The sequence below is a fragment of the Phycisphaeraceae bacterium genome, assembly GCA_019636735.1.
GTDB lineage: Bacteria > Planctomycetota > Phycisphaerae > Phycisphaerales > SM1A02 > VGXK01.
This window is the reverse complement of record JAHBWY010000002.1, coordinates 316442-329448: the sequence shown is the minus strand read 5'-3', so window position 1 is coordinate 329448 and position 13007 is coordinate 316442. Positions and strand designations below refer to the sequence as shown.

Here is a 13007-nt window from a genome sequence, read left to right as displayed (position 1 = left end):
ACGGATGCGTCGGCTCTTCGCTGCGGCGCTTGAGCGCCCGAAGAGCGAGCGGGCCGACTTCGTGCATCGGAAGTGCAGGGATGACCCTGCGCTCGCCGCCGAGATCATGGCGCTCCTTGCCGAGGCGTCGAGGGAAACGGCCTTCATGGAGGCGCCGATTGTCTCCACCGAAGGTGCGGCGCAAGCGATCGCCGAGGCGTCACACGATCCTTCGGTCGGTCTCGAGGGCCAGCGGATCGGCTCGTTCACCATCGGTCGCCTGATTGGTGCCGGGGGCATGGGCCGGGTCTACGAGGCGGAGCAGTCCTCGCCCCGTCGGAAGATCGCCTTCAAGGTGCTTGCCTCTCACGCGATGAGCCCCGCCCTCGCCAGGCGATTCGCGATGGAGGCGGAGGCCCTGGGACAGCTCGACCACCCCGGGATCGCCCGGGTGCTCGAGGCGGGAGTGCATCGGATGCCCCATGGCGCGCTGCCCTACATCGCCATGGAGCTCGTGCCCGACGCGCAGAGCATCCTCGCCTACGCCGATGCTCAAGGGCTCGCTTCACACGAGCGCGTGGCTCTTGTCGTCCAGGCGTGCGAGGCCATTGAACACGCGCACTCCCGCGGGTTCATCCACAGGGACCTGAAGCCATCCAACCTGCTCGTCGGGAGTGATGGGCGCCTACGGGTCATCGATTTCGGGATCGCCAAGCCGACTGCTGCCGCGTCGATGGAGCGATCGATGGCCACGCTGACGGGCGAAATGGTGGGCACACCGAAGTACATGAGCCCCGAACAGTGTGAGGGTCGCCCCGCGGCCATCACCGTGCGGAGCGATGTCTACGCACTGGGCCTGGTGCTCTACGAGCTCCTGGCGGGCCGACCGCCCTTCGACTTTCCCGCGGACTCGTTCATCGCCGTGGCCGATGTGATTCGCACCCATGATCCGCGGCGACTGCGCACATTGGCGCCCGCACTGGGCTCCGAGTTCGATGCCGTCGTCATGCGCGCCATCGAGCGCGATCCCGTCGCGCGCTACGCCTCGGCCCGGGAGCTTGCGGAGGATCTCAACCGCGCGCTGGCCGGCGAACCGGTTCAGGCCAGGCCGCTCACCTTCAGTCGCCAACTTCGCCGACTCGCGCGGCGATACCCGGTTCCCGTCGCGGCGGGTGCTGTCGCCGTCGCCGGTCTCCTCCTCGTCAGCGTCATCTCACTGGTCGCCCTTCTCGTGGTGGTGGCGACCAACCGGGCGCTCGATGAGTCCTACGCCGAGCTCGAGCGCTCGACCCGAACGGCGGAGAACGAGCGTGCCACCAGGGAGCTGACGCAGCGCCAGATCAGTACGGCGGAGGCTGCGGCGGCACTCAATGGTGGCGATGTGCGCGGGGCGCAGCATGCGCTCGCCGGGTTGCCAGCCGATTACACCCCCTGGGAAGCGCAGCACCTTCGCGGCCGCGCCGACCTGGCCGCGGTCATGATCGAGAGTGCGAAAGGCGAGTTCCGGTTCGCACTTCCGTTCAGCGACGGCGATGATCTCCTGACTCTGACCTCGGAGGCGGGTGGCCCGGTCATGCTCCATCGTTTCGGACTCAATGGCGCATCCAAGGGCCGCGAGGCGCCGAGTCTCGATCCCTCTGTAATCGAGGCGCTCACTTCAGAGTCGGGTCGCTTCGATCGAACCTGCGCTCGCTTCCGATCGCCCGACGGTCGTGACGGCTACATCATGTCCAACGGATTCGTGCTACTCCAGCTCGAGTGGGCGGACGGCGGCCTTCGTTGCAACCTGGTGCAGGAGCTTCTTCGCCCGACGGCTCATCTGGGTGTCCGGAACCTGACCTGCGATCCAACTGGGCGCATCATTGCCGCGGTCACCTACAGCGCGCCTTCCGAGTCCGATGTGGGCATTTGGCTCCTTCGTCGGAAGGACGACGGTCGCTTCGAGCGCTATCACTTCCTGGACGCATCGACGCCGGCCTACACCCTGGCGAGTTTCTCTCCCGATGGACGCACCCTTGCAGTGAGCCGGGCCAATGTGATCACGCTCTACGAGATCGACGACGAGGGCATCCCGCGCGAGTGCGGCCATCTGACCGGCCATTCGCACTACATCAACGACATGACCTTCTCCTCCGACGGCACGCTCCTGGCCACGGCCTCATCGGATCGATCGGCCATCCTCTGGAGTGTGAATGAGGCGCGCGCCGCCTTCGAGGCCCGCCAGCGAGGCGCCCTGCCGGAGGAAGTGGTCGAAGCTGAGCATCGCACCCGGATTGGCACTGCCGAGAACCTCGGATCTGCGGCGTTTTCGATCGCCACTTCGCCAGCCGATCCCGATCTCTTCGCCGTTGCCGATGGGAGCAATGACATCATGCTCTTCCGTCTCGAGCGGTCAGGTGGCTCAGCTCGAGTCCGCCAGGAGGCGACCCTCAAAGGTCACACGGTCCCGCCCTACTCCCTGCGGTTCAGCGACTGCGGTCGCTGGCTCATCTCCTACTGCTCCCAATCGGCGCGACTGTGGGTGCCAGCGGACAGCGACGGGATCACATCTCTCCCCTACCTCACCTCCGGTGTTCGCGCAGTTGACTTCTCGCGCTGCGGTCAGCTCGCCTTCGTCGCGGGACAGAACAGTTGGCTGACCATCTGGGAGATCGACCGCCCCGGCGCACCCATTTTCTGGGAGCAGTTGCCCGGTCCTTCAATCTCTGCCTTGGCAGTCCTGCCGCGCTTCAACACCATGCTGATGGCTCACGGGGGAGGCGCGATGAGCATCTGGGACATTGCCGATGAAAGGGCACCGAGACTCCGCAGGTCCCTTTCGTGGCCAGCCTCCGTCGCTACCCAGGCCGTGCTCGCGGCAACCGAGAACGGCGAACGCTTCATCTTCGCAAACTGCGGCGTCAGCCGTTGGGGTGGGGCCGATCTGACAGAGGGCTCAATCGTCGTGGTCGGCGAACTCGAGTGGATCAACGGCGAAGTGGAGGTTCGCCTGCGGGAGAGGTGCCATGTGCCGGCGCCGGTCGCCAGTCTTGCGCTCTCCCCCTCGGGCCGAGTTGCCGCATTCTCACGCCTCGATGGAGGCGTCTTCCTGCTCGATCTTGATTCCAATGACGAAGCTCGTGAGCTGCGGGTCGACGCGGCCCACGATCCGGGTGGGCGCTCCTCCATCGAGCCTGTGTCGACGCTGGTCTTCGTTGATCAGGAGACTCTGCTCGCCGGACACAAGGATGGACCGGTGTCGCGCATCAGCTTCGGGGGAGGACGCGTGGTCGTCGAGCCCTACGGGACCGCTGGAGGCGCTCACTCGGAAGCCATCTCCTCGATCAGCCTTGCCACGCAGTGCGACCCGCCCCGGATCTTCACCTCGTCACTCGATGGCACCATCAAGGTGTGGGACCCTCGGACCAGGACCACCGTCGCAACGCTTGGCGGCTCAGCCAGGTCCGTCCTCTTCCTGCGGGCGTCCGCCGATCCTTCGGGAAGAGTCCGGCTGCTCACCGGCAGCGCTGGCTTCGGCGGGCTGGGGAACGCCGCCCGGCTCTGGGAGGCGGACATCGACCGCCCCACGCGAGTTCACCGGGAGCGATGGCGACTTCAGATGGACCGGGCGGCGAAATGGCTCTGGCACCACCTCTCGACCTCTCCCACCGACACCCCGCTCGACGCTGAAGCGCTCCTTGCACAGGCGTTGGCCGTGGGCGGCTTCACCGACGACGAACTTCGCGCCGCACAAGGACAGCTTGTCAACTCCCCGATGGCCTTGGCGCGGCCATTGAATCGCGCGTGGCTGCTCTGGCTGGAAGAGCTTGCGAGCGCCCAGGCGCTGCGAAATGGGGACCCCACCGCCGTGTCGCAGGTTGATGACACCGCCTCAGCGATCCGTCGTCAGGAGGCCTCGCGCTGGCTTGATTGGTGCGAACAACTGAACCCCAACTGCTCCGAGCTGCTTCTGATTCGAGCGGGTCTCGCCCAATGCGCCGGCGAGCCCGCTCGCGCTCTTGAGCTTCTCGATGCGTTCGACCGGCGCCTGACCGAGGGACTGACCGCGAACCACGGCGTTGCCGTCGCAACCCGTGTCGATGCGCTGCTTTCGATGGGCAGGATCGACGACGCCGAGGAGCTCATTCGGGCGATGCCGCCCAGCAGCTCGGCGTGGTTTCCTGCAAGTGTGGAAGGTGCCGCGCGGAAGATCTTCGACCGCGAGGTGCGCGTCGCTCGCCTGATGGCGATCCGGGCCGAACGCCACAACAACGACTCACGCGAGACGCTGGCCGACGCCCCTCCCTCGGCGTACCGGACATCCGATCACGACCCGGCGGTCGATCCTCCCGGCGGACCGCCGCTCCCCTGACTCGTCCAGAATCCTGAAGATTTCGATGTGGACCGCACGCCTGAAGGACGCGTTATCGAGTGGGGGTCGCTCGACTCTGTCGCGTTGCGGAGTCGGGCGATCCTACCTCCGGAATTCAGCGCAGTGGCCCGGGACGGGCGCCGCTCGGCGCCCCATCGCGCGCGGCCGGTCGGCGCATCCACGGTCGCCTCGAGTTCGGAATCTGCTCCGGGCGCGGCCATCGCCCCGGACTGAAACTCTCTCGCCCAATCGACAGAGGGTCGTGTCAGAGAGTCATGTCGGTCCTCTAGGTGCTCTTGAACATGGGCTGTGCCGGCGTCGGCACCAAGCCACGAGAGCCACCTCAACAGGGAACCCGACATGACCACTTCGCCACACAACCTCACCTCATCCGCTGGCGATCACGCTCCACGGATCGTCCGAACCCGCTTCCTTGCGGAAAGTGCCTCCGCTGGACCCGGACAATGGCTCCTCGCCGCGGCGATCATCGCCAGCAGCCTCGTCGGGCCGCTTCACGCCGAGACCGTCAGGTGGACCGGCGCCGCTGGCGACAAGCGCTGGGAGAACAAGAACAACTGGACCAAGCTCAATGCACAGGGCCAGCCCCAGGGCGCACCTGCGGCCGCCCCCGGATCGGAGAACGACGGCGGACCCTACGAAGTGCTGATTCCCGGCTCATCGGGCACCATCACCATCACGGCAAGCGGCGCGAAGAACCTGAAGTCCCTGAACATGGCGACCGGCGGCGCCATCACCACCATCACGAGCAGTCGCGCCGCCTCCGGCGAGGCCATCGAGATCGAGTTGAACGCCGAGAAGGGCTTTCACATCGGCATGGGCCATCGCATCATCGCCGCCTCGAGCGGCGTGGGGCCGATGGCCGAGGGGTTCGCGGGAGGAAGTGTCACTCTGAAGAGCACTGATGGAGCGATCGTCCTGGACAGCAGCGCGATGATCGTGGCCGGCAAGGGCGGCGGTGGCGCCAATGTCTTCTCCGGAGCCGGCGGCGACATCATGCTCATCGCGAAGACCTTGGTTCGCTGCACGAAGGGCCGCATCGTGGCGGGTGACTCCGGAAGTTCGCCCCAGGCCTTCATTCCCCAGTCCGCTCGCGGCGGCAACATCAACATCGTGGTCACCGACGGGGACTTCCTGAATGTCGGGTGGGGGGATCAGCCGGGCGTTCGCGCTGGCGATGGCGTGGCTCGGGGTGGCCATGTCTCGATCACGGCAAAGAACATCATCAACAACATGTCGTTTGCCAAGATCACGGCCGGATCCGGGACCATGCTCGGGGCGGCAGGTGGCGATGTGACCCTCGTGGCCATCGAGAGCGTGCAGAACACCGGCGATGTGAACAGCGGTGACCAGCAGAGCGCCACCATCCGCGCGGGAAACGGCGGACCGGCAAGTCCCCAGCATCGAGTGTCCTCCGGCAAGGGCGGGCGAGTCACCATTCTGGCGGCCACCCTGTTGAACGGAGTCTCCCCGACGGGTCAGCTCCGGCCGGGTCAGATTCTCGGTGGCCAGGCGGGCATCGGCGAGACACCGACGCCCGCCGAGGGTGGCTCGGTGGCCGTCTTCGCCAGCACGAAGGCGCGGGTCGGCAAGATCCTCGCGGGCAAGGGCCGCACGGGCAACGAGGCCGGCAAGCCCCATGGTGATCTGACGGTTGTCTCGCCCAACATCTACGGCGTGGTCAAGGCATTCGGTGACGAGGTGAAGTTGGTCGGCGCGGCGGGACTCCTGGCCGCCGCATCAACGATCGACCTCGCCGGCCTCGGCGCGAACGCCGTCGAAGGCATCACCCTCGTTTGCCTGAACACCGACGGAGGAACCATCAAGCTGAAGGGCTCGGCCGCTGGTGCGGTCACCTGCGACGGTGGCTTCGGCGAGATCGTCATCAATGCCGAAGCGGTCGAACTGACGGGATTCGCCCAGCCGGTGGCTCTGAACGATGCCTGGAATCAGATCGTCAACCTCATGCAGGGATTGGTCTTCGCCGATGCCAAGTGCAGCGCCCAACCATGTGTCGGCGATGTCGATGGGAACGGCGTGGTCGATGCCGCTGATCTTGCCCTGCTGCTGCAGGCATGGCTCACCAACAACGCAGCCTTCGACCTCAATGACGACGGCAAGGTCGATGGCGCTGATCTCGCCCTGGCGCTTGGCAATTGGGGCGATTGCGACGAGAACTGACCGACGCTCCTTGAACCGGCGGGCGCACTCGGCGTCCGCACCACCGAACCGACCTTGATCAACACCATGCCCCCTGCGGCCCTCGTGCCTCGAACATTCGAGCACGGCGGTCCGGGGGCATGGTGTTGCGCGCCCCGCAAGACCCTGGCACGGCTGGCGGGCCGACGCCGAACGCGGGTACAACCACGGCCCATGGCGGATGCTCCTCCTCCCCTGGGCCTGATCGCCGGGAGCGGCCAACTGCCTCTCCTTGTGGCCTCAGGAGCGCGGACTGCAGGCCGCGCGGTGGTGGCCGTAGGCCTGCGGGACCAGTTCGATCCCGCGCTTCCTTCCCTGTGCCATCGTTTTCACACGGCGGGCATCGTGCAGATCGGCCGATGGATCCGTCTGTTGCGGCGCGAGGGTGTCCACGAGGCGATCATGGTCGGCCGCGTCGCCAAGGCCCGGATGCACGATCCTCTGCGGCTCTTCAGGCAACTCCCAGACCTGCGGGCGGCGCTCCTCTGGTACCGTCGTCTCAGGCATGACCGCCGCAACGCCGCGCTGCTGGCTGCGGTCGCCGATGAGCTCGCCTCCGCTGGAATCACGCTGATCGACTCGACTGCGTACATCCCCGGTCACATGGCCTCACCCGGCGTCATGGGCAAGGTGACTCCCTCGCGCGAGGCCGAAGGCGACATGACCCTCGGATGGCCTCTCCTGGTGCAGATCGTCGAACTCGACATCGGCCAGTCGATCGCCGTCCGGGATCGCGATGTGATTGCCGTCGAGGCGGTCGAGGGCACCGATGCGCTCATCGACCGCGCCGGCGCGCTCTGCCGCGCGAAGGGCTGGACGCTGCTCAAGACGGCGAAGCGCGCCCACGACATGCGAAGCGATGTCCCAACGGTCGGGGTCCAGACCATCGAGCGTCTGGCCGAGCGCGGCGGGCGCTGCCTGGCCCTCGGCGCTGGGCGCGTGATCATGGTCGATCGCCCCGCCGTGCTCGCCGCGGCGGACCGACTCGGCATCGCGGTGGTCGGAGTTCCGGAGGTCGCCGCGTCCGACCGAGGCACCGGCGCTCCTTCGTGAAGCGGGACGAGGAACACCCCTTTGTCAGCCGCGCGGGCATGAAGCTCGCGCACGCCCTCGATACCTTCGGACCGGCGGGATCTCTCGGCTCGCGCGGCTTGGATGTCCGCGGTCTTCGCTGCGCCGACTTCGGCTGCAACAAGGGCGGCTTCACCGACTGTCTCCTACAGCGCGGCGCCGCCCATGTCATCGCGATCGACACGGGCTACAACATCATCGATTGGAAGCTGCGCAGCGATCGACGGGTCGAGGTGCGCGAGCGGACGAATGCGCTTCATGCGGAACCGCCGCGGGAAGGCGTGGACCTTGTGGTCATCGACCTCTCATGGACTCCGCAGCGGCTTGCCGTTCCTGCGGCACTTCGGTGGCTTTCACCCTCGGGAGCGAAACGGATCATCACGCTCGTCAAGCCGCACTATGAACTCCGCGCCGATGAGAAGCACCTCCTGGAGCGGGGTTTCCTTGCCCATGATCGAGCACGAGGCGTGGCTGAACGGGTCGCGTCGGAGATGCCCGCCCTCGGGGCGAGCGTGATCGATTCGTGCGCCTCGCCGATCATGGGCGGGAAGTCCTCTCGGGCCCGCAAGGGCGAAGGGAACCTCGAGTTCCTCATGCTGATCGAGCCCGCCCGCTCGGGGTGACCGGCCCGATTGAGAAAATCCTCGCGTGCGCTGTCAGGACCCGACAGAGTCTCGATAGGTGCCCCTGAACGCCGGACTTCCCGGCGCCAAGGAGCCACCGATGAACACCCCGCGCAACCCTTCGCAGACCTCGACTCGCCAGACCAACACCCCTGGCACCGTCCCCGAGAGCGCCGATCAGTTCGGCACGCTCACGGTCAACGGACACCTCTCCCTCGCGTCGAGGGGAAGCGAAGATGAATCAATGACCGTGGCGCACGCGATCGACCCCGAAGCGGGGTTGGTCACGGGGCTCCACCTTCGCGGCGATCTCCTCCTTGGACACACGCCCGCTCAAGACGCAGGCGCGGCGTGTGCGTTTCTCGCAGTCGCGGGCGGGGTTCGAGGTTCCACCCCGCCCGCCCTGCGAGTGGACGGTGCCATCGCCTCACCACCCCGCGCTGACATGCTCTTCGTCCTGCGAGGACGGGCTCGCGCAGGCATGTTCGTCCTCTGGTCCGGCCATCTCCTCGGGGATGGCACACTGGAGCTTCACGAAGGTGCCTGCGCGACACCGAGCTCGCCCCATGCGGGCGACACCGCCCATGCCGGTTCGATCGGCGCCTTTCTCGGCCCGAATCTCGAGGTTCAACCCTTCGGCTGCGAAGCCGTAGCGCCATCAAACCCGAATGCGCGTCTCTCGCAGGAGGCGGAGTATGGAGCGCTTCACTTCGACATGGGCGCGGTCATGCAGCGGAGCACGCTGCGACTGCGCGTCGGGCCGCGCGACTGGAATGGCCGCACCAGCGACATGCTTCGAGTGCAGGGCACCCTGCATCTGGGCGGGTCGAAGCTCATCGTTGCCAGTGCCTTCCAGTCGCTTCCGACCATGCTGAAGCCCGGCGACTCATTCCCCCTGGTCCAGGCCAGTACGCTCTGCGGCGAGCTCGCCGCGGTCGAGACTCCGAACCTGCCCAACGGCCTCCGATTCGAACTCGAGCGAACCTGGACCACGCTCGCGCTCCGCGTCGTCCGCAAGTGAACGGGCCAGGGCACCGCGCCGAGGCCCATGAGTCAGTCGAGCCAGTCCTTCGCCTTCAGGCGCTCGGGCACATAGGTCTCGGTGACATAGGAAATGTCCTTCGTAATCAGCGACTCGACCTCCATCTTGAAGCCGTTCTTCAGGAGGAGGTCGATCTCGCGCTGCCAGCCGCGGTGCTGGGCGAACCACGGGTAGGCCGCGATCTCCTTCGCCCGCTTGATGTCCGTGTCGGTCAGCGTGATCTTCACCGCGTCGGAGAGCTTGCACTCGACGAAGTCCTTCGCGCGAATGCCGAGGAACTTGGCCGCTGGAATCGCCAACCTCGACGACTCGAAGGCGAGCGAGATCGACCCCTGCTTGATGACGCTGTAGATGTAGTGCCCCCACGGATCGCAATCGAGCAGGCAGATGATGGGAAGCCCCAGCTCGGTGTGAAGGCGCTGGAGAAGCCGGCGACAGCCGCGCGGCGGTTGCCCCGCACCGTGAGTCAGGATGCACTGGTGCTTCTCCCAGAAGCGATCCTCGTTGAATCGATTCCAGACCGTGCCCTTCTCGACATGAAGCACGAACTTCGCATCGCACTTCTTGAACTGGATCACATCGGGTTCGACGATGCTCGGCAGCGCATAGCCGCCTGAGCCCATTCGGCGGCAATCGATCTCGTCGCCCTTGTCGACGAGCGTGATGGTGCCGACCATCGACCCGCGATTCTCGGCGAAGACATGGAGCTCCTCCCGCAGCGACCCGAGGGTGACTTCGAGATCTTCGAGGATCGCGTCGGACTCATTCTGTTCGTCGAAGGTGTTCTCCTTCGTCCCCGCGACCGTGTGCTTCGCCTTGTAGAACACACCTCGAAGACTCGAGGTCTTGCTCGCGGCAATCAGGTCCTTGATGGTGCTCGCATGCAGCAGGGTCTGCATGAACTGCTTCGCCTGGTTCAGGTTGAAGAGCTGACGCTCCTGCGTCGCTTCGCCCATCTCGAGAATGCCGCGCTTCCTGTTCCAGATGGTGTTGGAGCGTGTGCGCGAGGGCACCTCGATGACCGGCTCCTTCCCGGCAACGGCGCGCGAGACCACGGTGTTGGCGAGCGCCTCGATCTTGCCGCCGGTCAGGGCATCCCGATCGGCGACGGAGCGTCGGCCGGTCGAAGAACCTCGACGCCGTGCGGGAGGTGATGTCGCTGCCGATTTCACTGTTCGCCGAGCCATGGGTGAGTCCTGCCGTTGGGTTCGATGATCTGCCACATCCCGCTCAGTTCAGTTCTGTTCGTTCCAGAACTGCTCAATCCAGAACTGCTCAATCCAGTACTGCTCATTCCAGGCCTGCTCGTTTCAGGCCTGCTCGTTTCAGGCCTGCTCGTTTCAGGCCTGCTCGTTTCAGGCCTGCTCGTTTCAGGCCTGCTCGTTTCAGGCCTGCTCTATCCACTCCCGCGATCGCCATCGCTCACTCCGCGGCGAAGAGCGTCTCGTCGTCGTCGCGGGCCGCCTTGCGGCGCAGGCGAGGTGCAGGGGTGGAGTCCTTGACCGGTGCCTTCGCCGCCGCCCCGCGACTCTGGCGAGCCGGCGCGTCAGCAGCCTTTGCCGTTGCGGCGTTCGCCTCACTCGTCCGCTTCGCCACCTTCGCTCCCTTCGCCGACTTCGTTCCCTTCACCGCTTTCGTTCCGTTCGCTCCCCCACTCGGCGGCGTGTCGGTCACGACGGGCTGGCTCGAAGGCGACGCCACGACGATGACGCCATCCAACGCGTCAAGATCCTCCTCGTCGCGCTGGACCCGGCCCTCTTCGTCGAGCACCTGATCGGCCACGGCGGTGAGTGCGCGGGCCTGCGCCTGGAGCTTCTCGAAGAGCTTCTTCGGATCGGTGCCGTTGATCGCGTGGACTGCCTGGACAATCTCACCGATGTAGCGCTCGAAGACATCGCGACGCTCACCCTCGCGCGCCATGCGCTGGCGTCGGCGCAGATAGGTCCCGAGCTTGCGGCCGCACTCCATCAGAGCCAGCTTCATCTCCTTCCGGATCTCGTCGTAGTCGGCGATGGCTTCCTTGCTCTCGCTGGTGAAGGGCACCCAGACGCTCGCCATGTGAATCGCGATCACGAGCGGGCCCACCGGAAGCCCGCCGCGCGGCTGCTGGAGACCGTAGTTGCGCCATCCCGTTTCCGCGACAGCGCGGAAACTGGAACATGCGCTCTGCTGGAAGAGGAGCGGAACCCGGTTCGCAAATCGGATGACCCGCGCGCTCTCATCGGCGGGGAGTTCTCCACCGAAGGCGATGGCCGCCTCGATCTGAAACGGGCGACCGCGATAGACCTCGGCGTCGCGACTCGACGCCGCGTAGAACTCGGCGCGGACGCCCTTCAACATGCCCGCGAGAAGCTGTCGCACGCCGATCGGCGAGAGGCAATCGGTCGGTGGCGGCAGGAAACGCTGCGTCTGAAAGGCCCGGTAGATCGCCTCGGCGAGCGGCGCATCGACCGACGAAATGCGCGTGCGACTCGTGACTCCGACCGCCGAGCAGATCGACGCCGCCGTTGCCGAACTCACCCGACAGAAGCGCTCCTGAAGGAAGGTGAAGAGCGAGCCCTTGGTGGTGGCTTCGTACTCCTTGAGCATCTGGAGGAGCGTGCCGAGCTCGATGCCGCGCGGATGCGGCTGGATCTCGCGCGTCTCAGCGGGAAGTTCATTCACCGCCCGCGGATAGTTCACGCAGCCGAGCGTCTCGCTCGTGCGCACCTCGACCCCGTCGCTCACCGTGTCCGCTGGTGTCGTCAGCGCGGCCTTCAGGAGCTTGGGCTCAAGATCCTCCTCTTCCGCGGCGCTCTCCCGCGTTGGTGGAATCAGCACGATCCGCGCGTGGGGATTGGCGATCGCGGTCAGTTCGAGGAACTCCTCAACGCTCCCGCGTCCGCGCTGATAGCGCCCCTCGAGTTCGATCGAGACGCTGGTGCCGCTGGCGAACTCCCCCGTCTCGAGCAGCGTGCCAGAGCGGGCAAGTGCCTTCGCTCCAGCGGTGACCGTGCTCAAGCGCTTCGGCGGGAAGTCGTCGGTGACCCGATCGACCGTCACCTCGGCTCGATTGGTCTTCGTGTTCATCGCCAGCTCGATGTGATGGGCTGACGCCTTGGGTCCGGGTTTCGTGTGGATCACCATGGGCTGCCCCGTGGTGATGAGGCCATACATGCCCGCCGCGGAAATCCCGATCCCCTGCTGCCCGCGCGACATCTTCAGCCGATGGAACTTCGAGCCATAGAGCAGGCGACCGAAGATGTTCTCGACCTGCTTGCGCACGATGCCGGGGCCGTTGTCGACGACTGTCAGGCGGTAGCGCCCGCTGCGAGCCGTCGCCGGACGACCGGGCTCGAGATCCTCGATGGCCACCACGATCGACGGGAGAATGCCCGCCTCCTCACAGGCGTCGAGAGCATTGTCGACCGCCTCCTTCACCGCGGTCAGGAGCGCCTTGCGCGGATTGTCGAATCCAAGAAGGTGACGGTTCTTCGCGAAGAACTCGCTGACCGAGATGTCGCGCTGGCGCGACGCCATCTCCTCGGCGCTGGCGCCTCGGCGAGCCTTGCTCTCCTTCGGCTTCGACTCCCGCTTCGAACGATCGGACCTTCCCTGTGGCATGTCGAGCAGTGCCGCCTCCGTGCCGCCCATGGTCACCTCCTGCGAACCTCGGCGAAAAGTACCCGATCGCTTGCGCGCCGGGCCAGACCTCACGCCCTTTCAGGATCCGCCATCGGCACGA

The 13007-nt window shown here is 66.1% G+C and carries 7 protein-coding genes and 1 pseudogene; 6 read left to right on the top strand and 2 right to left on the bottom strand.

The window, feature by feature from the left end:
- Nucleotides 1-4: 4 nt before the first annotated feature.
- The 5 genes from KF724_03490 to KF724_03470 all read left to right on the top strand — a co-directional run bounded on the left by KF724_03490 (nt 5) and on the right by KF724_03470 (nt 9262).
- Nucleotides 5-4330 (top strand): protein kinase, encoded by a 4326-nt coding sequence (locus KF724_03490; GenBank protein ID MBX3354744.1) that lies wholly within the window; start codon nt 5-7, stop codon nt 4328-4330.
- Nucleotides 4331-4690: 360 nt separating this feature from the next.
- Nucleotides 4691-6529 (top strand): hypothetical protein, encoded by a 1839-nt coding sequence (locus KF724_03485; protein ID MBX3354743.1) that lies wholly within the window; start codon nt 4691-4693, stop codon nt 6527-6529.
- 192 nt (nt 6530-6721) lie between these two features.
- A complete protein-coding gene (lpxI, locus tag KF724_03480) occupies nt 6722-7600 on the top strand; it encodes a UDP-2,3-diacylglucosamine diphosphatase LpxI (GenBank protein ID MBX3354742.1) in 879 nt (292 codons plus the stop codon).
- 38 nt (nt 7601-7638) lie between these two features.
- Nucleotides 7639-8241, top strand: a complete 603-nt coding sequence (locus KF724_03475; protein MBX3354741.1) for a hypothetical protein — start codon at nt 7639-7641, stop codon at nt 8239-8241.
- 100 nt (nt 8242-8341) lie between these two features.
- The gene (locus tag KF724_03470; GenBank protein ID MBX3354740.1) at nt 8342-9262 is read left to right on the top strand and encodes a hypothetical protein; all 921 of its coding nucleotides are present in this window, start codon (nt 8342-8344) and stop codon (nt 9260-9262) included.
- A 32-nt stretch (nt 9263-9294) separates the two neighbouring features.
- On the opposite strand, the gene KF724_03465 is transcribed toward KF724_03470, so the two are convergent.
- Nucleotides 9295-10470, bottom strand: a complete 1176-nt coding sequence (locus KF724_03465; protein MBX3354739.1) for a DNA topoisomerase IV subunit A — start codon at nt 10468-10470, stop codon at nt 9295-9297.
- Between the two features lie 76 nt (nt 10471-10546).
- Between KF724_03465 and KF724_03460 the strand changes: the two are divergent.
- A pseudogene (locus KF724_03460) lies at nt 10547-10684 on the top strand (Cys-every-fifth RiPP peptide CefA).
- A 21-nt stretch (nt 10685-10705) separates the two neighbouring features.
- Here the strand turns inward: KF724_03460 and KF724_03455 are convergent.
- Nucleotides 10706-12916 carry a DNA topoisomerase VI subunit B gene (locus KF724_03455; protein ID MBX3354738.1) on the bottom strand — a complete coding sequence of 737 codons (2211 nt, stop codon included), beginning with the start codon at nt 12914-12916 and terminating at the stop codon, nt 10706-10708.
- Nucleotides 12917-13007: the final 91 nt, after the last annotated feature.

What these genes read in the sequence shown, in the direction of transcription:
- KF724_03490 (MBX3354744.1), top strand. Translation starts at nt 5, where the DNA reads ATGCGTCGGCTCTTCGCTGCGGCGCTTGAGCGCCCGAAGAGCGAGCGG.
- KF724_03485 (MBX3354743.1), top strand. Translation starts at nt 4,691, where the DNA reads ATGACCACTTCGCCACACAACCTCACCTCATCCGCTGGCGATCACGCT.
- lpxI (MBX3354742.1), top strand. Translation starts at nt 6,722, where the DNA reads ATGGCGGATGCTCCTCCTCCCCTGGGCCTGATCGCCGGGAGCGGCCAA.
- KF724_03475 (MBX3354741.1), top strand. Translation starts at nt 7,639, where the DNA reads ATGAAGCTCGCGCACGCCCTCGATACCTTCGGACCGGCGGGATCTCTC.
- KF724_03470 (MBX3354740.1), top strand. Translation starts at nt 8,342, where the DNA reads ATGAACACCCCGCGCAACCCTTCGCAGACCTCGACTCGCCAGACCAAC.
- KF724_03465 (MBX3354739.1), bottom strand. Translation starts at nt 10,470, where the DNA reads ATGGCTCGGCGAACAGTGAAATCGGCAGCGACATCACCTCCCGCACGG.
- KF724_03455 (MBX3354738.1), bottom strand. Translation starts at nt 12,916, where the DNA reads ATGGGCGGCACGGAGGCGGCACTGCTCGACATGCCACAGGGAAGGTCC.